The organism is Janthinobacterium agaricidamnosum, from assembly GCF_003667705.1.
GTDB lineage: Bacteria > Pseudomonadota > Gammaproteobacteria > Burkholderiales > Burkholderiaceae_D > Janthinobacterium.
Genome location: NZ_CP033019.1, coordinates 5,970,623 through 5,989,559 on the forward strand (window position 1 = coordinate 5,970,623; position 18,937 = coordinate 5,989,559).

The 18,937-nt window shown below is 59.5% G+C and carries 16 protein-coding genes; 12 read left to right on the forward strand and 4 right to left on the reverse strand.

Annotation, left to right across the window (positions count from 1 at the left end; all coding sequences use genetic code 11):
• The first annotated feature begins 11 nt into the window (after window positions 1-11).
• The 4 genes from rsmD to D9M09_RS26940 all read left to right on the forward strand — a co-directional run bounded on the left by rsmD (window position 12) and on the right by D9M09_RS26940 (window position 2,267).
• Window positions 12-671 carry a 16S rRNA (guanine(966)-N(2))-methyltransferase RsmD gene (gene rsmD / locus D9M09_RS26925; RefSeq protein ID WP_121670785.1) on the forward strand — a complete coding sequence of 220 codons (660 nt, stop codon included), beginning with the start codon at window positions 12-14 and terminating at the stop codon, window positions 669-671.
• A 112-nt stretch (window positions 672-783) separates the two neighbouring features.
• Window positions 784-1,281 carry a pantetheine-phosphate adenylyltransferase gene (gene coaD / locus D9M09_RS26930; RefSeq protein ID WP_034752633.1) on the forward strand — a complete coding sequence of 166 codons (498 nt, stop codon included), beginning with the start codon at window positions 784-786 and terminating at the stop codon, window positions 1,279-1,281.
• A gap of 14 nt (window positions 1,282-1,295) precedes the next feature.
• Window positions 1,296-1,562, forward strand: coding sequence for a YfhL family 4Fe-4S dicluster ferredoxin (locus D9M09_RS26935; RefSeq protein ID WP_070218911.1), 267 nt, complete (start codon window positions 1,296-1,298; stop codon window positions 1,560-1,562).
• Window positions 1,563-1,670: 108 nt separating this feature from the next.
• Window positions 1,671-2,267, forward strand: a complete 597-nt coding sequence (locus D9M09_RS26940) for a chalcone isomerase family protein (protein WP_121670786.1) — start codon at window positions 1,671-1,673, stop codon at window positions 2,265-2,267.
• A 65-nt stretch (window positions 2,268-2,332) separates the two neighbouring features.
• Here the strand turns inward: D9M09_RS26940 and D9M09_RS26945 are convergent, their stop codons facing one another.
• Entirely contained in the window at window positions 2,333-2,638 is a 306-nt protein-coding gene (locus D9M09_RS26945) for a hypothetical protein (RefSeq protein ID WP_070218913.1), read from the reverse strand.
• A gap of 206 nt (window positions 2,639-2,844) precedes the next feature.
• Here D9M09_RS26945 and D9M09_RS26950 point away from each other — a divergent pair, with 206 nt between their 5' ends.
• Complete coding sequence (locus D9M09_RS26950; RefSeq protein WP_034783859.1) at window positions 2,845-3,825, forward strand: LysR family transcriptional regulator; 981 nt, start codon at window positions 2,845-2,847, stop codon at window positions 3,823-3,825.
• Between the two features lie 47 nt (window positions 3,826-3,872).
• Here D9M09_RS26950 and D9M09_RS26955 read toward each other — a convergent pair whose 3' ends face one another.
• Together D9M09_RS26955 and D9M09_RS26960 are read right to left on the reverse strand one after the other, a co-directional pair.
• A complete protein-coding gene (locus tag D9M09_RS26955; protein WP_121670787.1) occupies window positions 3,873-5,432 on the reverse strand; it encodes a methyl-accepting chemotaxis protein in 1,560 nt (519 codons plus the stop codon).
• A 204-nt stretch (window positions 5,433-5,636) separates the two neighbouring features.
• On the reverse strand, window positions 5,637-6,092 hold the full coding sequence (locus D9M09_RS26960) for an Lrp/AsnC ligand binding domain-containing protein (RefSeq protein ID WP_010393827.1): 456 nt from the start codon (window positions 6,090-6,092) through the stop codon (window positions 5,637-5,639).
• A gap of 207 nt (window positions 6,093-6,299) precedes the next feature.
• Here D9M09_RS26960 and putA point away from each other — a divergent pair, with 207 nt between their 5' ends.
• The gene (gene putA, locus D9M09_RS26965; RefSeq protein WP_121670788.1) at window positions 6,300-9,953 is read left to right on the forward strand and encodes a trifunctional transcriptional regulator/proline dehydrogenase/L-glutamate gamma-semialdehyde dehydrogenase; all 3,654 of its coding nucleotides are present in this window, start codon (window positions 6,300-6,302) and stop codon (window positions 9,951-9,953) included.
• Between the two features lie 75 nt (window positions 9,954-10,028).
• On the opposite strand, the gene D9M09_RS26970 is transcribed toward putA, so the two are convergent.
• Window positions 10,029-10,805, reverse strand: a complete 777-nt coding sequence (locus D9M09_RS26970) for a 5'-methylthioadenosine/adenosylhomocysteine nucleosidase (RefSeq protein WP_070312710.1) — start codon at window positions 10,803-10,805, stop codon at window positions 10,029-10,031.
• A 1,458-nt stretch (window positions 10,806-12,263) separates the two neighbouring features.
• Here D9M09_RS26970 and D9M09_RS26975 point away from each other — a divergent pair.
• The 6 genes from D9M09_RS26975 to D9M09_RS27000 all read left to right on the forward strand — a co-directional run bounded on the left by D9M09_RS26975 (window position 12,264) and on the right by D9M09_RS27000 (window position 18,858).
• Window positions 12,264-13,889, forward strand: coding sequence for a GMC family oxidoreductase (locus tag D9M09_RS26975; RefSeq protein ID WP_121670789.1), 1,626 nt, complete (start codon window positions 12,264-12,266; stop codon window positions 13,887-13,889).
• Window positions 13,890-14,022: 133 nt separating this feature from the next.
• Window positions 14,023-14,793 carry an ABC transporter ATP-binding protein gene (locus D9M09_RS26980; RefSeq protein ID WP_121670790.1) on the forward strand — a complete coding sequence of 257 codons (771 nt, stop codon included), beginning with the start codon at window positions 14,023-14,025 and terminating at the stop codon, window positions 14,791-14,793.
• The gene (locus D9M09_RS26985) at window positions 14,793-15,521 is read left to right on the forward strand and encodes an ABC transporter ATP-binding protein (protein WP_121670791.1); all 729 of its coding nucleotides are present in this window, start codon (window positions 14,793-14,795) and stop codon (window positions 15,519-15,521) included. Before D9M09_RS26980 ends, D9M09_RS26985 begins: the two co-directional genes overlap by 1 nt.
• Window positions 15,522-15,591: 70 nt before the next feature.
• Window positions 15,592-16,800 carry an ABC transporter substrate-binding protein gene (locus D9M09_RS26990; RefSeq protein ID WP_070218918.1) on the forward strand — a complete coding sequence of 403 codons (1,209 nt, stop codon included), beginning with the start codon at window positions 15,592-15,594 and terminating at the stop codon, window positions 16,798-16,800.
• A gap of 161 nt (window positions 16,801-16,961) precedes the next feature.
• Window positions 16,962-17,846 carry a branched-chain amino acid ABC transporter permease gene (locus D9M09_RS26995; protein ID WP_070288905.1) on the forward strand — a complete coding sequence of 295 codons (885 nt, stop codon included), beginning with the start codon at window positions 16,962-16,964 and terminating at the stop codon, window positions 17,844-17,846.
• Between the two features lie 31 nt (window positions 17,847-17,877).
• Window positions 17,878-18,858: a branched-chain amino acid ABC transporter permease gene (locus D9M09_RS27000; protein WP_121670792.1), complete on the forward strand. Its 981-nt coding sequence runs from the start codon at window positions 17,878-17,880 to the stop codon at window positions 18,856-18,858.
• The last annotated feature ends 79 nt before the right edge of the window (window positions 18,859-18,937 follow it).

Below are 18,937 nucleotides of genomic sequence, written 5' to 3' on the forward strand. Positions count from 1 at the left end.
AAGAAATCCCCATGCAAAAAAAAATTAAAAAACCCGCCAAAGTCCCCGTCCACCACGCGCCGCCACCGAACCAGGTGCGCATCATCGGCGGCCAGTGGAAGCGCTCCGTGCTGCCTGTTTTGCAGGCACTGGGCTTGCGCCCGACGCCGGACCGCGTGCGCGAAACCGTATTCAACTGGATCAACCACTTGCGCGACGGCGACTGGGCCAACGCCCAGGTGCTGGACCTGTTTGCCGGCAGCGGCGCACTGGGCTTCGAGGCGGCCAGCCGCGGTGCGGCGTCCGTCACCATGGTCGATACGCATACGCCCGTGATCCGCCAGCTGGAAGAAAACAAGACGAAATTGCGCGCCGACAATGTCCAGCTGCTGCGCGGCGACGCCCTGCTGACGGCGCAAGGCCTGGCAGCGCGCGGCCAGCGTTACGACCTGATCTTCCTCGATCCGCCTTACCAGCAGGATTTCCTGGCGAAAGTGTTGCCGATGTGCGCCAACCTGCTCAAGGAAGGCGGCATCGTGTACGCGGAATCGGGCTTGCCGCTGGTCTTCGATGAAGCCAGCGCACTGGAAAAGCCCGAGTGGATGGCGCCATGGGAAGTCATCCGCGCCGACAAGGCGGGCACCGTTTATTATCATTTACTAACTTACAACAAAGTGCCGGCAACTGCCTGAATCTGCCTATAAATGAGGCAAAAAGGCTCCCTGGCCCGAGGCGCAGCACCAAGGTGGTCACCAATTTCAGGCATAATGCGCGTCTATATTGGTGCATCATCAGGGAGCCGCAATGGTTGTAGCCGTTTATCCAGGAACATTCGATCCGCTCACGCGCGGTCATGAAGATTTGGTGCGCCGCGCATCGGGTCTGTTTGACAAGCTGATCGTCGGTGTGGCCGACAGCAAGAACAAGCAGCCGTTTTTCTCGCTCGACGAACGCCTGGAAATCGCCAACGAAGTGCTCGGTCACTATCCGAATGTGCAAGTGGAAAGCTTTTCCGGCCTGCTCAAGGATTTCGTGCGCAAGCATGAAGCGCGGGTCATCGTGCGCGGCTTGCGCGCCGTCTCCGACTTCGAATACGAATTCCAGATGGCGGGCATGAACCGCTACCTGCTGCCCGATGTCGAAACCATGTTCCTGACGCCATCCGACCAGTACCAGTTCATTTCGGGCACCATCGTGCGCGAAATCGCGGCGCTGGGCGGCGACGTCTCCAAGTTTGTCTTCCCCTCGGTGAACCGCTGGCTGCAAAACAAGATTGCCGCCAACGCTGCCTCATCGCAATAAGTAAGAGTGAAATCATGGCATTACTGATCACCGACGAATGCATCAATTGCGACATTTGCGAGCCCGAGTGCCCGAATGACGCGATCTACATGGGCGCGGAAATCTACGAAATCGATCCCAACAAGTGCACCGAATGCGTGGGCCACTTTGACGAGCCGCAATGCCAGCAAGTGTGCCCCGTCAGCTGCATCCCCTTCAATCCCGCCTGGCGCGAAAGCCCGGAGCAATTGATGGCCAAGTACGAACGCCTGCAGGCGGAACTGCCTGCCGCCAAACCCTAAGCATTTCTTCCTCGCCACTTCTGCGTGGCGCCAGCTTCTGCCAACTGTTCTACACTGTGTGCTTGTGCGGACTTATCCACAGCACATGTTTCTCTACGGAGGCAGAAGATGCAAATACGCACATCCCGTTTGGGCCGCTCCCTGGCCGCCGCCTGCCTGTGTGCCGCCCTGGCGCAACCTACGCTGGCCGTCGAAGTGGGCGGCGTCAGGCTGGACGACACGGTGCAGCTGGCCAGCCGCGAATTAAAACTCAACGGCGCCGGCGTGCGCTACAAGGTCATCTTCAAGGTCTACACGATTGCGCTGTACCTGCCGGAAAAGAAAACCCAGCTGGCCGACATCCTGGCGCTGCCCGGGCCGCGCCGCCTGGAAATCGTCATGCTGCGCGACATCACTTCCGACGAGCTGGGACAAGCGTTCATGCAGGGCTTGAAGCGCAGTTCCGACCAGGCCGACCGCACGCGCCTGCTGAGCCAGACGATGCAGTTCGGCGCCATGTTCGAAACGGTGCCCGGGCTGAAAAAGGGCGACATCCTCACCGTGGACTGGCTGCCGGAAGAGGGGACCTTGTGCAAGCTGAACGGCAAACAGGTGGGCGACATGGTGCCGGACCTGGCTTTTTACAATGCGCTGCTGAAAATCTGGATCGGCGCCCATCCGGCCGACACGGTGTTACGCGCGCATTTGCTGGGCGACGTGGCGTAATCGGCTGGCGGCGGGCGTAAAAAAAGCCGGCGCAGGCCGGCTTATCATTTGCAACAGTTGATCGCTCAGGCGCGCGTCGACAGGGCGCGCAATTCGGCGGCGTTGCTTGGCGACACGCCATCCATCTTGCCCAAGGTACGTTGCAAGGCTTGCGCTTCGCGCATCTGCTGGCGCGCCAGGCGCTCTTCGCGGCTCAGCTTGGGACGCACCACCAGCACCATGGCGCGGGCGATGCCCACCAGCAATGGCTTGAACAGCAGGGCGAAGGCGCCCACGGCAACGATCACCAGCACGAGTTGCAGGGCGTTCAGCAGGGAAATCTCCAGCACGGGTGCGGATACTGCGTACAGGGCGGAGGCGAAGGTAGACATACTGTTCCAGTGCATTATAGAATTTGCCAGTACTATAGTGCAGTGCAACATATAAATCTAATTCCATTTCTTGATACCAATTATATGAATCGTGAATGGAAAACTGTAATATTTTTTAACGAGTGAAAATATTCGTGCCCGGCGCGGTTTACACTCCTAAGTAATCAATTTTAAGTAATCAATTCAACTTTTATCTTGGGCTTTCCATGAGTTTTCTGACGCTGGATCTGAACTTGCTGCGTGTTTTCGACGCCGTCATGACGGAACAAAACCTGACGCGCGCAGCGGGCCACCTGGCGATGACGCAGCCGGCGGTATCGAACGCCATCAAACGGCTGCGCGAGAGCCTCGGTGACGAATTGCTGATCCGCACGGCGTATGGCGTGAAACCCACGCCCCGCGCCGAAGCGCTGTGGCCGTCCGTACGCTCGGCCCTGGCCAGCCTGGAAGCGGCCGTCACGCCGGAAACCTTCGACGTGTCGAAGACGCACGCCACCTTCCGCATGGCCATGGCCGACGCGACGGCCGCGTTCTGGCTGCCTTCATTGATGCGCTCGATCGAACGCGAAGCGCCAGGCGTCAACGTGCGCATGATGCCGCTGACGACGCGCGAACCGCGCCCGATGCTGCTGCGCGGCGATATCGACCTGGCCGTGGGCTTCTTTCCGGGCGTGGCGGCGCAATTGTCGAGCGAGACGGGTTCGCCCATCCGCCACGAGCGCCTGTATTCCGGCAAGTATGTATGCGTGATGCGGCGCGGCCATCCGCTGGCCGACAAGGAATTGACCCTGGATAACTATTGCGCGGCCAACCATTTACTGGTGAGCTTTTCCGGCCGCGCGCATGGCTTGATCGACGAGGCGCTGTCGCAGATCCACCGCGAACGGCGCATTTTGTTGACGGTCAACCAGTTCTTCACGGCCGGGCGCGTCGTCGCCAATTCCGACCTGATCACGGTCTTGCCGCGCCATCTGATCGCCTCGACGGGCATGACGGAGTCCCTGCTGTACAAGGATTTGCCGTTGACCTTGCCGGCCGTCCACCTGGACATGCTGTGGCACGAACGCGACGCCCGCAGCCCCGCCCACAAGTGGCTGCGCAACCACCTGGAAAGCATGAACACGCCCACCCTGCGCACGGCCACGGCGGCCGGCGGCGGCGTGGCACCGAAGCCGCACGTCGAGTAAGTGACTGCCAGCAAAAAAAACGCCTGATGAAACATCAGGCGTTTTTTTTATGCGTGAGTGCTGGATCTATAGCCAATTCTAAAACCGCCCCAGTGCTTGCCCTCGACGTGAATCGGCACGGATAAATCGTGCATGACTTCGCCCGTATCGCGCTTATAGGTCTGCAACAGGAAGGGCTTGGTATTGCTGCCGCAGCGCTTGCCCGTACGGTCGCTGAAGATGCGCTTGGTGCGGTTATTCACGATATCGGTGGCGTAGTCGCCCGTCAGCGGCTGGGAAAACTTCTTGTTATGCGTTGGAAAATAGCCATTGTTGTCGACGGCGCCCGCATAGGCCAGATGGGGTAACGCCGCCAGCACGCCTTCCTGCAGGTCGGGCAGCACCTTGTCCGTAAAGGCATCGAACTTGGTGTTGTGCTTGGGCGGATTGGTGTTCGGGATGGGGCGGTAGTGGCGGTCGAACAGGGCTTCGCGCGTGATGCGCCCCGAGGCGATCGCCTGCTCGAACAGTTTGCCTACCTCGCGCGCGGCGCGCTGGGCCGCCTCGCGGATCTCGTCGTGCGGCGTGGCCACGCTCGATTCGCCCAGCGCGCCGGCGATCACTTCGGCCCGCTCGGCCAAGGCCATGGCCGACTGTGTGGCGCGCGGCAATTCGGCATTCGTCGACAACATGCTGTCGCGGATTTGCAGGATGGCGTCGGCGATCAGCTGCGTCGTGTCGACGTGCTCGCGCGAGGCGCGGGCGATTTGCCCGATCTCGTCTTCCGACTCGCCCGACGATTCCTCGATATGGCTGAGCGAGGCATGCACGCTTTCCACATTGCGCGCCGCTTCCGTGACACCGGTCGCCAGCGAACTCATGCCACGTGCGGCTTTTTCCGCCTGTTCATTGATTTCGCGCACCATCACGCTGATTTCATCGGAGGCTTCCTTGGTGCGCTGCGCCAATTGCCGCACTTCGCCGGCCACCACGGCAAAACCGCGCCCGTGTTCGCCGGCGCGCGCCGCTTCGATGGCAGCGTTCAGCGCCAGCAAGTTGGTGCGCGCGGAAATATCGGAAATGGCTTCCGTAAAGCCGGTGATGCGTTTGGATTTTTCCTGCAAGCTCAGCATGTTGCTGGAGGCGCCTTGCGCTTCCTCGCGTGCATGATTGATGCGGCGCAAGCCCTGGTCCACTTCGGCGCGCGCCGCCACGCTTTCCACACGCACACCGGCGGCCACCTTGGCGGCCCGTTCCGCATTGGCGGCGATCTTTTCCGTCATCGCGGCATTTTGCACGGAGCTGTCGGCAATGTCGCTGGCCGTGCGCACGTCGAGTTCCACCTTCTGTTTGACGGAATCGACAAAATACGAGGTTTCCGCCGCGCCGATCATGATGGCGTCGATGGCGTTGCCCACGGTGCCGGCGAACTCGTGCAAGCCCGGTTCACCGCGCACACGGCTGACGAACGCCAGCAGCGCGGCGCCGATGGCGGCGGCCACGCAAGCGATCAGATACGGATGGTCGCCGCCCGAGAGCAGCAACAGATAGGCCAGGCAACAGGCGATGGCCATGGCCAGGATCGTGAATACAAAGAAACGCACCAGCTGATGCTGCAACTGCTTCATTTGTCCCCCGCTGCGCGAACCCGTCACGTCCCGTTGAAGGGACGTGCTGTAACCGTATGCGGGTGGGCACGATTGCCCGCCTTGCACCCTGAACGTCACGTCTATGCGGCGTTTCAGGCGGCTACCGGATAGCAGAATTGTGGTTCTACCCTACAACATTTGTTCCGATAGCTCAATCAGAAAAGTGGGGCGGCTACACCAGGGTCACTTAATTGGCAATTTGGTGGTGTTTTTGACCTCTTCCATGACGGCATAAGTGTGGGTTTCCCGCACACCTTTTTGCAGCAAGGTCTTGCCCAGGAATTCGCGGTAGGCGGCCATGTCCTTGACGCGCGCCTTGACCAGGTAATCGAAGCCGCCGGCCACCATATGACATTCCAGTACCTCTGGAATGATTTGTACGCTATGCTTGAAGGCGTCGAACACTTCCGGTGTCGTGCGATCGAGCACCACTTCGATGAACACCAGCAGCGACACGTCGAGCAACTGCGGGTTCAACTGGGCCGTATAGCCCATGATGTAACCGGATTCGTGCAACTTGCGCACGCGCTCCAGGCAGGCGGCCGGCGACAGGTTCACGCGCGCGGCCAGCTCCACATTGCTGATGCGTCCATCGCTCTGCAATTCCATCAAGATTTTCTTACTGATCTTGTCCAGCATTCCTATCACCCCCAAATTAATATTATTTGGTTAAATTGTCGCATCAAAAACTATCTATTGCTAGTCCCCTGTATTACCAGAATTAATCCATAAGAATCCCCTTTACAATCGAATCATCTTAACGTCCGACTTTCTGTATTTTTTTGCACCAAAAAAGAGCAAGAATTACGTCAGTTTTCGTCCCCTTTTTCCTTGTAAAGAGCACTTATGCACCCTGCAGGCCCCTCGGCTTTTACCCCGATTCCTTTTGCTGCGTTCCAGGCAGAAATCCTGCCCGAAGCGACACCCCAGCGCGCCGCCATCACTGCCGCCTATAGGCGCGATGAGGTTTCCGCGGTGCAGTGGCTGTTGCAACAAGTGCGCCCCAGCAGTACCGAAACGATCGCCGAAGGACAAGCGCTGGCGCATCGTCTGGTCTCGAACGTGCGCCAAAAACGCACACGCGCGTCCGGTGTCGATGCACTGATGCACGAGTTCTCGCTGTCGTCGGAAGAGGGTGTTGCATTGATGTGTCTGGCTGAAGCGCTGTTGCGTATACCCGACAGTCAAACGGCCGACCGTTTGATCGCCGACAAAATCAGCAAGGGCGACTGGAAGAAGCACCTGGGCGAATCGCCGTCGCTGTTCGTCAATGCGGCCACCTGGGGCTTGCTGATTACGGGCAAACTGGTCAGTACCAGCAGCGAATCGGGCCTCGGTTCTGCCATGACCAAGCTCATCGCCAAAGGCGGCGAACCGCTGATCCGCAAGGGCGTCGACCTGGCCATGCGCATGCTGGGCAACCAGTTCGTCACGGGGCAAACCATCGAGGAAGCGTTGAAGAACAGCCGCGAGAATGAAACGCGCGGCTACCGCTACTCGTACGACATGCTGGGCGAGGCAGCCCTGACGCAAGCCGACGCGGCCAACTACTACGCCTCGTACGAAACGGCGATCCACGCGATCGGCAAGGCGTCGAACGGGCGCGGCATCCGCAACGGCCCCGGCATTTCCGTGAAACTGTCGGCCCTGCACGCGCGCTACAGCCGCGCCCAGCGCGCCCGCGTCATGGAAGAATTGCTGCCGAAGGTCAAAGCGCTGCTGTTGCTGGCAAAACAGTACAACATCGGCTTCAACATCGATGCGGAAGAGACGGACCGCCTGGAACTGTCGCTCGACCTGATGGAAGCACTGGCCTTCGATGCGGACCTGGCCGGCTTCGACGGCATCGGCTACGTGGTGCAGGCGTATCAGAAGCGCTGCCCGTTCGCCATCGATTTCCTGATCGACCTGGCGCACCGCAGCGGCCGCAAGTTCATGGTGCGCCTGGTCAAGGGCGCGTACTGGGATGCGGAAGTCAAGCGCGCGCAAGTCGACGGCCAGGAAGGCTATCCCGTCTACACGCGCAAGGTCTACACGGACGTCTCTTACCTCGTGTGTGCGCAAAAACTGCTGGCTGCCAGCAGCCTGATCTACCCGCAGTTTGCCACGCACAACGCGCAAACCCTGTCGACCATTTATACCTGGGCAAAACGCGACGGTATTACCGACTATGAATTCCAGTGCCTGCACGGCATGGGCGAAACCCTGTACGACCAGGTCGTCGGCCCCGACAACCTGGACAAGCCGTGCCGCATCTACGCCCCCGTCGGCTCGCATGAAACCCTGCTGGCCTACCTGGTGCGCCGCCTGCTGGAAAACGGCGCCAACTCATCGTTCGTCAACCAGATCGTCGACGAAAGCGTGGCCATCGATAGTCTGATCCGCGATCCGCTGGAACAGGCACGCCTGCAGGGCGGCTTGCCGCACCCGTCGATTCCGCTGCCGCTGGACATGTTTGGCAGCGAGCGCAGGAACTCGGCCGGCCTGGACCTGTCGAATGAAGACACCTTGCGCACCCTGGCCACCGGCCTGGCGCAGCAGCAGACATGGCAGGCGGCGCCGCTGATCGATGGCGCCGTCAGCCTGAATACGCCGATGCAAGTCATCCACAATCCGGCCCAGCACGACGATGTCGTGGGCAAGGTCATGGAAGCCGGTCCGGCCGACGTGGAAACGGCGCTGGCCAGCGCCAGCGCGTATGCCATGGATTGGCAAACGACGGAACCGTCGGTCCGCGCGCAAGCGTTGCTGCGCGCCGCCGACCTGTTCGAGGAACACCATATCGAGCTGATGGCCCTGGCCGTGCGCGAAGCGGGCAAGTCGCTGCCGAACGCGGTCGCGGAAATCCGCGAAGCCGTCGACTTCCTGCGCTACTACGCGGCGCAGGTGGAACATGCGCCGAACACCCTGGCGCTCGGTCCCGTCACCTGCATCAGCCCGTGGAACTTCCCGCTGGCCATCTTTACGGGCCAACTGGCCGCCGCTCTGGCAGCGGGCAACGTAGTGCTGGCCAAGCCGGCCGAGCAAACGCCGCTGATCGCCCACCGCGCCGTGCAATTGCTGCATGCGGCCGGCGTGCCGCGCGGTGCGCTGCAATTCTTGCCCGGCAGTGGAGAAGTGGTCGGTGCCGGCCTGTGCAATGACGCGCGCGTGAAAGGCGTGATTTTCACGGGCTCGACGGAAGTGGCGCAATTGATCAACCGCAACCTGGCCGCGCGCGCCGTGGCCGAAGGCATCGACATTCCCCTGATCGCCGAAACGGGCGGCCAGAACGCGCTGATCGTCGATTCGTCCGCCTTGCCGGAACAGGTAGTGCAGGACGTGATGTCGTCCGCTTTTGACAGCGCCGGCCAGCGCTGCTCGGCCTTGCGCGTGCTGTTCCTGCAAACGGAAATCGCCGACAAGACCATCCATATGCTGAAAGGTGCGATGCAGGAATTGCGCGTTGGCAATCCTGACCGCCTGGCGACCGATATCGGTCCCGTCATCGATGCGGAAGCGCAAGGTAACTTGCTGGCGCATATCAACAAGATGAAAACCATGGCCATCGACCATTATTCGCTCGATTTGCCGACCGTCAAAGGCACGTTTGTTGCCCCGACCGTGCTGGAAATTAAGTCGCTGGCGCAATTGACGCAGGAAGTCTTCGGCCCCGTGCTGCACGTGATCCGCTACAAGCGGGCCGAACTGCCGCAACTGGTGCAATCGATCAACGACAGCGGTTATGGCTTGACCCTGGGCATTCATACGCGCATCGACGAAACCATCGCTTTCATCACCCAGCGCGCGCACGTGGGCAATATTTATGTCAACCGTAACATCGTTGGCGCCGTCGTCGGCGTGCAACCGTTCGGCGGCGAAGGCAAATCGGGCACCGGTCCGAAGGCGGGCGGTCCCCTGTACCTGAAACGCCTGCAGCGCAATGCGCCGGCCGGCGCGCAGCACCAGCGCCAGGCGCCGCCCGCGCTCGACGCGCTGACCGTGTGGGCGAAGATGCATGGCCACGACAAGGTGCAGCAACTGGCGCAGGAATACGCACGCACCACCTTGCTGGGCAGCACCACCGTCTTGCCAGGCCCGACGGGCGAGCGCAATACCCTGAGCTTTGCGGCACGGGGCACGATTCTGTGCGCGGCGGCCACGTCCGGCACCTTGATGAACCAGCTGGCGGCCGTCCTGGCCACCGGCAACCAGGCCCTGGTGCTGGCGCAAGCGCCGGAGCTGATCCCGGGTGATTTGCCGGCCGCGCTGAAGGACCGCATCCAGATCGTCAGCAGCCTCGAGTCGGTCAAGCAGGATTTCCAGATCGCCATGATCGAGCCTAGCCTCGATGGCCAGCTCAAACCGCTGCTGGCGGCACGGGAAGGGGCCCTGGTGGCCACCATCGCCACCACGCAGGACGGTGCCATCCCCCTGTGGCGCCTGGTCGCTGAGCGGGCGCTGTGCGTGAATACGACGGCGGCCGGTGGTAACGCGAGTCTAATGATGTTAAGTGTCTAAATTTTAAGCAGGTAGTTAACAAGGAAGGGCAGAACCAGTGGTTCTGCCCTTTTTTTATGCACGCTAGCTGAAACATCAGCCAGCCAGGCGCTGGCATAGCTGCTGAATCACCGCAAACGCATACGGCGAAGCGACGGATTGCACGAAACGCATGAAGTCGACGGCCGCCTCCTCATTCGCGTTGTCGGAAATGGTGCGCATGACCGTAAACGGCACGCCGAGTTCAAAACACACTTGCGCCACGGCGGCGCCTTCCATTTCGACGGCCAGCAAGTCAGGGATATCCGCTTTCAGCTGGTTGATATGCGCGGCGCTGCCGATGAACTGGTCGCCGCTGGCGATCAGGCCGCGGTGTACTTTGGCGTGCTGCAAGCCAAATGCCGCGATATCGGCCGCCTTGAGCACGCTGGAAACATCGTCACGCAGGAAATCTTCCGCGGCAGCTGCCAGTTGCGTGCTCAGTTCCAGGTCCGTGGCGAAGCGCTGCAGTCCCGTCAGCGGCACTTCGAAGCGGGGAAACAAAGGTCGGGCGTCCATATCATGCTGCAGCAGCGATTCGGCCACCACGATGTCGCCCACTTTCACGTGTTTATCCCCACTGCCGGCCACGCCGGTGAAGACGATGTGGGTAACTCCGTACTTTTCCACAAGGATAGAAGCTGTCATGGCAGCGGCAACCTTGCCCAGACGCGACAGGACGCACACAGCGTCGATATTCCACAGGTTCCCCAGGGTGTAGTCACGCATGCCGTGCGAACGCCTCTGGGGGCCTTGCATGGCTTCTACCAGCCCCTGCTGTTCTTCGTGCAAGGCACTGATGATGCCTAAACGCATTTTTTTGTGTGAATTCATGCTGTTTTTACAGGTTTTTGAGATTGCAAAACGGTTTACAGGGTGAAAACAGCCGTTTCGGTGACTTTTCCACCGTGCGCGTTTGTCTCTGTGTTTTAAATAAAGATGTATACATAAAAATAGTAGTGATAGTAAACGGCCATTTTTTTGTGGATAAGTCGGTATACCATCGAAAAATCATCAACTTAGCGCACAAAAAAGTAGGCGCACAAGCATTGTATCCAGCGAGGACTTGTTTGGGATAAAAATTGGCTTGTGGACAAAGATCGACTTTTCCCACATCTCATCCTGTGGATATGCAGGCACTTATCCACACCGGCAAGCAAAAATCGCGTTTTTTCTTGCTGCAGTGACATGTTTGACGGGATTTGTGTGTACTGACTCCTGTCTGGCAATTGAAGCTGAGCGATCATGAACGCTGTTCTTTCACGAACATCGGCTTCCAGGTGATTCCTGGAAGACGGTTTGGCAGTGGGTAGCACTGTTGCCGTTGGCTTTTTTTTTGACGGTTTTTGCATGCTTTTTGGAAATATCCCCGGACTTCCGCTTTTTTTGTCGTTTTACAATAGAGCTATATATAAAAATAGTAGTAATAGTAAACGCGTTTTTTTCTGTGGATAAGTCACTTTTTTTCAACAGGATCAACCGTTTACGCGCAAAATAAAGCGTGCATAATCGCTGTATCCCGCGAGGAGCAAAATTGTATAAAATGCGGGCCTGCGCAAAAGTTCGTGTTTACTCACAAGTCATCCTGTGGATATCAAGTGACTTATCCACAATCGTCTCAAATACCCCCTCTTTTCGACATCGCACCGTCTCTCGGCCGAATACCTGGCCAGGACGGTTGACGTTTCCATTTTGCAAAACGGTTTGGCAGTGCAGTGCGCGTGATGCCGGCCGTGCCGGTTTTCGTCGCTCAGTTGTTGGCGCGATTTTTTTTTGTCAGTCAAAGCAGCTCGCCGTTTTTTTTTTTGAAGACAGGTTTGTGAACCTTCCCGAAGGAAAAGGGCAGACAAAGCGCGCGTTGTCCGGTTTACCTTAACAAGATCGTATACAAGAATAGTAATAGTAGTTAACGGCGACATCTTCTGTGGATAAGTCCTGATTTATCCTTGTAAACAATCGCTTGGCGTACGGATAAACGCTGAGTAAGGGTTGTATCTGCCGGGGATGGTTTTGGGATAAAAAAAAGGCGTCCAAAAAAATTTTCGTTTACTCACATATCGTACCTGTGGATATCCATACGGTTATCCACAGCTTGGCGGCCTTGTTTTTGAGCTTATCGTGACGCTCGCCCATATCGCTGGCCACGATTAATGTCGCCCTGGCCCGGCACTGGTGGTAATCTCAAGGCGGCTCAGCAGCCATGCATGCATGAAGAAAGACAGACTCTGGTAGCGGAACGCGGTGGGGAGACACGCCGCGCGACAGCTTGATGGCATACCGAAAGGAGCTTCATTGGAATCGGCAGGCGAATACGACTACATCATCGTGGGCGGCGGCACGGCAGGTTGCGTGCTGGCCAACCGGCTCACGCGCGACAAGGATGCCAACGTTTTGCTCGTGGAAGCGGGCGGCAAGGACGATTACGTGTGGATCCACATCCCCGTCGGCTATCTGCATTGCATCGGCAATCCCCGCACGGACTGGCTGTATTCCACGCAGGCGGACGCGGGACTGGGCGGGCGCAGCCTGATCTATCCGCGCGGCAAAGTCCTGGGCGGCAGCTCGTCCATCAACGGCATGATCTACATGCGGGGCCAGGCCGGCGATTACGATCACTGGGCCGACCTGACGGACGACGCCTCCTGGCGCTGGGACAAGGTCTTGCCGCTATTTAAACAAAGCGAGGATTATTACGGCGGCGCCTCGGAAAACCATGGCGTCGGTGGCGAGTGGCGCGTGGAAAAACAGCGCCTGTCGTGGGATATTTTGAATGCGTTCCGCGACGCGGCGCAGCAGGTGGGCATCCCGAAAACCAGCGATTTCAATGGCGGCGACAATAGCGGCAGCGCATATTTCGACGTCAATCAACGCCGCGGCATCCGCTGGAATACCTCGAAAGCATTCTTGAAACCGGCCGCGCGCCGCCCGAACCTGACCATCATGACGGGCTGCCACGTGGAACGTCTATTGATTGAAGCTTCGGAGTCGGGGCTCCGTTGCACGGGCATCGTGTTCACGGGCGGCGGCACGCAGTGGCAGGCGACGGCCAAACGGGAAACCTTGCTGACGGCGGGTGCCATCGGTTCGCCCCAATTGCTGCAATTGTCCGGCATCGGCCCGGCCGCCTTGCTGCGCGAACACGGCATCACGCCCGTGCTGGACTCGCCTGGCGTGGGCGGCAATTTGCAAGACCATCTGCAGCTGCGCATGGTGTACAAGGTGCAGGGCGTCAAGACCTTGAATGTGATGGCCAGCAATATCGTCGGAAAAATGCAGATCGGCTTGCAATATGCGTTGTTCCAGAGCGGGCCCATGTCGATGGCGCCATCGCAGCTGGGCGCGTTCGCCAAGTCCGATCCGCGGCAAGCCACGCCGAACCTGCAATACCACGTGCAACCCTTGTCCTTGGACAAATTCGGCGAACCCTTGCACGCGTTTCCCGCGTTTACGGCCAGCGTCTGTAATCTGCGCCCGACTTCGCGCGGCCATGTGCACATCGCCAGCGCCGACAGCTATGCGGCGCCGAAGATCGTGCCCAATTACCTGAGTACCGAGCAGGACCGCGCCGTGGCGGCCGACGCCTTGCGCCTGACGCGGGCCATCGCCGCCGCGCCGGCCCTGAAAAAATTCGCTCCCGAAGAATACAAGCCGGGCGTGCAATTCCAGAGCCAGGAGGAGTTGGCGCAGGCGGCCAGCCAGATCGGCACCACCATCTTCCACCCGGTGGGCACCTGCCGCATGGGTCTGGCCAGCGAGGCCTCTAGCGTGGTCGACAGCTCCTTGCGCGTGATCGGCGTAGATGGTTTACGTGTCGTCGATGCCTCGATCATGCCGTACATTACTTCTGGTAACACGAACTCGCCCACCGTGATGATCGCGGAAAAAGCGGCGCAAATGATACACGCGGCCTGGAAATAGCGGGGCAAGCGTGCGAGTTTGCGCCATTCGGGCTGGCGAAAAATCCCCGTAGTTATACTGTATTGTGCGTTAAATTTAAGTTGTGTATTATAAAAATGACTAAGTAGTACAAAAAGTACAACTAGGAGACACGATGTCAAACGTAATCTTGGAAACAAGAAATTTGACCAAGGAATTCAAGGGTTTCACCGCTGTGAGCGAGGTGAACCTGAAGGTAGAGCGGGGCCATATCCACGCCTTGATCGGTCCTAACGGCGCCGGCAAGACCACGTGTTTCAACTTGCTCACCAAATTCCTGGTCCCCACATCCGGAGAGATCCTGTTCAATGGGAAAGATATCACGGCCGCCAAACCGGCCCAGATCGCGCGTATGGGCGTGATCCGTTCCTTCCAGATTTCCGCCGTCTTCCCCCATCTGTCCGTGCTGCAGAATGTGCGCATCGGCTTGCAGCGCCAGCTCGGTACCTCGTTCCATTTCTGGCAAAGCGAACGCGCTTTGAACCAGCTCAACGACCGTGCCATGGCCTTGCTGGCCGAAGTCGACCTGACGGAGTTTGCCGACACCATCACGGTCGACATGCCCTACGGGCGCAAGCGGGCGCTGGAAATCGCCACCACTCTGGCGATGGAGCCGGAAATGATGCTGCTCGATGAACCGACGCAAGGCATGGGCCACGAAGACGTGCACCGCGTCACCGAGCTGATCAAAAAGGTGTCGGCCGGCCGCACGATTTTGATGGTGGAACACAATATGAGCGTGGTCTCTGGCATCTGCGACAAGATTTCCGTCCTGCAGCGCGGCGCCATGCTGGCCGAAGGCAGTTACGCGGAAGTGTCGCGCAATCCGCAAGTGATGGAAGCCTACATGGGCACCACCCACGCCGAACTGGAAGGGGCGCATTGATGGGGACACAAGTGAATGGCGGCGCACCCGCGCTGGAAATTTCGCAACTGCACACCTGGTATGGCGAATCGCACATCCTGCACGACGTCAACCTGAAAGTGGAGCAGGGCGAAGTGGTGACTTTGCTGGGTCGCAACGGCGCCGGCCGCACGACCACCTTGCGCGCCATTATGGGGCTGACGGGCGCACGCACGGGCTCCATCAAAGTCAATGGCAGCGAAGCGATAGGTTTGGCCACGCACAAAATCGCCCACCTGGGCATCGGGTATTGTCCCGAAGAGCGCGGCATTTTCTCGTCGCTGTCGACCGAGGAAAACCTGCTGCTGCCGCCGACCCTGGCCAGCGGCGAGAAGGGCATGTCGGTGGAGGAAATCTACGCCATGTTCCCGAACTTGCAGGAGCGCCGCCACAGCCAGGGCACGCGATTGTCGGGCGGGGAACAGCAGATGCTGGCCGTGGCGCGCATCCTGCGCACGGGCGCGCGATTGCTGCTGCTCGATGAAATTTCCGAAGGCCTGGCACCCGTCATCGTGCAGGGCCTGGCGCGCATGATTACCACCCTGAAGGCAAAGGGCTACACCATCGTCATGGTGGAACAGAATTTCCGGTTTGCCGCGCCGCTGGCGGACCGGTTTTATGTGATGGAGCACGGTCAGATCGTCGAGACTTTTGCTGCATCCGAACTGGAAGCCAAGATGCCGGTATTGACCGAGCTGCTTGGCGTGTAATGCCCATGTAGTTCCGTATCGTCGTCGAGCAATCGTTTAAATAGCAAACAATAATCCCAACGGAGACACTATGAAACGTAACGCTATCGCCATTGCCACCGCCACTCTTTGCGCCCTGGGCTTTTCCGCCGCCGCGCACGCCCAGGTATCGGGCGATACCATCAAGATCGGTTTTATTTCCGACATGTCAGGCGTGTATTCCGACGTCGACGGCCTCGGTGGCGCGGAAGCCATCAAGATGGCGATCGCCGATGCCGGCGTGGTACTGGCCGGCAAAAAGGTGGAATTCATTTCCGCCGACCATCAAAACAAGGCCGACATCGCCGCCTCGAAGGCACGCGAATGGTTCGACCAGCAGGGCGTCGACATGCTGATTGGCGGCACCAATTCTGGCGCCAGCCTGGCCATGGCCAAGGTCGCGGCTGAAAAGAAAAAAATCTTCATTGCCATCGGTGCCGGCTCCTCGCGCCTGACGAATGAAGAGTGCACGCCGTACACCGTGCATTACGCCTACGACACAGTGGCGCTGGCGCGCGGCACGGGCGGCACCATCGTCAAGCAGGGCGGCAAGAACTGGTATTTCATGACGGCCGACTATGCGTTTGGCCATTCGCTGGAAAAAGACACGGCCGAGGTCGTCAAGGCGGCCGGCGGCAAGGTGCTGGGCAGCGTCAAGCATCCGCTGGGCGCCTCGGATTTCTCGTCCTTCCTGCTGCAGGCGCAAGCGGCCAAACCGCAGATCCTCGGTCTGGCCAATGCGGGCGGCGACGCCATCAACAGCATCAAGGCGGCCAACGAGTTCGGCCTGACGAAATCGATGAAACTGGCCGGCTTGCTGATCTTCATCAACGACATCCATTCGCTGGGCCTGAACCTCACGCAGGGCATGTACCTGACCGATGGCTGGTACTGGGACTTGAATCCTGAAACGCGCGCCTGGTCGAAACGCTATTTCGCCAAGATGAAGAAGGAGCCGTCGATGCTGCAGGCGGCCGACTATTCGGCCGCGGCGAACTACCTGAAAGCCGTCAAGGCCGTCGGCACGGATGATACGGACAAGGTCATGGCCTACCTGAAAAAGACCAAGATCAACGACATGTTTACCCAGAATGGCGAAGTACGCCCCGATGGCCGCATGGTGCACGATATGTATTTGATGGAAGTCAAAAAGCCATCCGAGTCGAAATACCCATGGGATTACTACAAGGTGGTCGCCACCGTGCCCGGTGCACAGGCGTACGTGACCAAGGCCGAATCGAAGTGTTCGCTGTGGAAGTAACGCTGTAGCAACATCCACGGAGTGCCCGCCGCCGCGCGGGCGCTCCGTCCTGCATGCGCTTCGCTCGCAGGGTTCGCCTTGCGCCGCCGCACCCGTTTGCGGTGGCGCGTTTCCCTTGATACCACACCGCTACCCGGCGGTGCTTTTTATACTGTGATGCCATGGAAATTTTCGGCGTTCCATTACAAGCGATGATGAGCCAGCTGCTGCTGGGTCTCGTCAACGGCTCGTTCTATGCCATGTTGTCCCTCGGTCTGGCCGTCATCTTCGGCTTGCTCAACGTTATTAATTTCTCGCACGGCGCCATGTACATGATGGGCGCCTTCCTGGCCTGGATGGGCCTCAGCTATTTCGACATCAATTACTGGGCCATGCTGGTCATCGCCCCGATCCTCGTCGGCCTGGTCGGCATCCTGATCGAAAAAACCATGCTGCGCTGGCTGTACAAACTCGACCACCTGTATGGCTTGCTGCTGACGTTCGGCATCACCCTGATCATGGAGGGCGTGTTTCGCTCGTTCTATGGCGTCTCGGGTCAGCCGTATGCCGTGCCCGAGGCGCTGGCCGGCGCGACGGACCTCGGCTTCATGATCTTGCCGAACTACCGCGCCTGGGTGGTGATCGCCTCGCTCTCCGTCTGCCTGGCCACCTGGTTCGTCATCGAGAAAACCAAGCTCGGCGCCTACCTGCGGGCCGGCACGGAAAACCCGAAACTGGTGGAGGCGTTCGGCATCAACGTGCCGCTGATGGTGACCTTGACCTTCGGCTTCGGCGTGGCGCTGGCCGGTTTCGCCGGCGTGCTGGCGGCGCCGATCATCCAGGTTTCGCCGCTGATGGGCTCGAACCTGATCATCGTCGTGTTTGCCGTGGTGGTGATCGGCGGCATGGGTTCCATCATGGGTTCCATCCTGACGGGCCTGGGCCTGGGCGTGATCGAGGGCCTGACCCGCGTGTTCTACCCGGAAGGCTCGGCCACCGTGGTGTTCGTGGTGATGGTTATCGTGCTGCTGCTGCGTCCCGCCGGCCTGTTCGGCAAAGAAAAGTAATCCTCATCAGTCATGTATTGGAGCTACCACGATGAATAAGAATGTAGGCTACGCCATTGCCCTGCTGCTGGCGTTGGCGGCCCCGTTTTACGGCTACCCCGTCTTCCTGATGAAGTTGCTGTGCTTTGCCCTGTTTGCCTGCGCGTTCAACTTGTTGATCGGCTACACGGGTTTGCTGTCGTTCGGCCACGCGGCCTTCTTCGGCGGCGCCGGCTATGTCACCGGTTATGCGCTGCGCACCTGGGGCTGGCCGACGGAACTGGGCTTGCTGGCCGGCGTCGCCACGGGCGCCTTGCTGGGCCTGGTGATCGGCGGCCTGGCGATCCGCCGCCAGGGCATCTACTTTACGATGATCACCCTGGCGCTGGCGCAGATGGTGTACTTCCTGGCCTTGCGCCTGCCGTTCACGGGCGGCGAGGACGGCTTGCAGGGTGTTCCACGTGGAACCTTGCTGGGCACGATAGACCTGGCCAACGATACGGTGCTGTACTACGTCGTGCTGGCCATTTTTGTCGCCGGCTTCGCCCTGATCGTGCGCACCATCCATTCGCCGTTCGGACAAGTGCTCAAGGCCATCAAGGAAAACGAACCACGCGCCATCTCGCTCGGCTACGACGTCAACAAGTACAAGCTGATGGCCATCGTGCTGTCGGCGTCGCTGGCCGCGCTGGCCGGCGCCACCAAGACGCTGGTGCTGGGCTTTGAGACCTTGACCGACGTGTACTGGGGCATGTCGGGCCTGGTCGTGCTGATGACCCTGGTGGGCGGCATGGGCACCTTGTCCGGTCCCATCCTCGGCGCCGTATTGATCATCGCGCTGGAAAACAAGCTGGGCGATGTCGGCACCTACCTGGCCACGCACACGGGCATCGAGTGGTTCGGCACCCTGGGTGAATCGGTGGGCATGGTCACGGGCGTGATCTTCGTCATCTGCGTGCTGCTGTTCCGGCGCGGCATCGTCGGCGAAGCCATCGCGCGCTTCGGCGGCAGAAGTGCCAAAGCCGCTGTCTGATTTTCAAGCAACGCCGGACGGATCGTCCGGCGTTTTTCATTGTGCGTCCACTGTTACTTCAACGGAGAGAACCACCATG

Coding starts and splice junctions, on each gene's coding strand:
- D9M09_RS26990 (WP_070218918.1), top strand. CDS start 15,592: ATGAAACGTAACGCTATCGCCATTGCCACCGCCACTCTTTGCGCCCTG.
- rsmD (WP_121670785.1), top strand. CDS start 12: ATGCAAAAAAAAATTAAAAAACCCGCCAAAGTCCCCGTCCACCACGCG.
- D9M09_RS26945 (WP_070218913.1), bottom strand. CDS start 2,638: ATGTCTACCTTCGCCTCCGCCCTGTACGCAGTATCCGCACCCGTGCTG.
- D9M09_RS26935 (WP_070218911.1), top strand. CDS start 1,296: ATGGCATTACTGATCACCGACGAATGCATCAATTGCGACATTTGCGAG.
- D9M09_RS26970 (WP_070312710.1), bottom strand. CDS start 10,805: ATGAATTCACACAAAAAAATGCGTTTAGGCATCATCAGTGCCTTGCAC.
- D9M09_RS26980 (WP_121670790.1), top strand. CDS start 14,023: ATGTCAAACGTAATCTTGGAAACAAGAAATTTGACCAAGGAATTCAAG.
- D9M09_RS26995 (WP_070288905.1), top strand. CDS start 16,962: ATGGAAATTTTCGGCGTTCCATTACAAGCGATGATGAGCCAGCTGCTG.
- putA (WP_121670788.1), top strand. CDS start 6,300: ATGCACCCTGCAGGCCCCTCGGCTTTTACCCCGATTCCTTTTGCTGCG.
- D9M09_RS26960 (WP_010393827.1), bottom strand. CDS start 6,092: ATGCTGGACAAGATCAGTAAGAAAATCTTGATGGAATTGCAGAGCGAT.
- coaD (WP_034752633.1), top strand. CDS start 784: ATGGTTGTAGCCGTTTATCCAGGAACATTCGATCCGCTCACGCGCGGT.
- D9M09_RS26940 (WP_121670786.1), top strand. CDS start 1,671: ATGCAAATACGCACATCCCGTTTGGGCCGCTCCCTGGCCGCCGCCTGC.
- D9M09_RS26950 (WP_034783859.1), top strand. CDS start 2,845: ATGAGTTTTCTGACGCTGGATCTGAACTTGCTGCGTGTTTTCGACGCC.
- D9M09_RS26985 (WP_121670791.1), top strand. CDS start 14,793: ATGGGGACACAAGTGAATGGCGGCGCACCCGCGCTGGAAATTTCGCAA.
- D9M09_RS26955 (WP_121670787.1), bottom strand. CDS start 5,432: ATGAAGCAGTTGCAGCATCAGCTGGTGCGTTTCTTTGTATTCACGATC.
- D9M09_RS27000 (WP_121670792.1), top strand. CDS start 17,878: ATGAATAAGAATGTAGGCTACGCCATTGCCCTGCTGCTGGCGTTGGCG.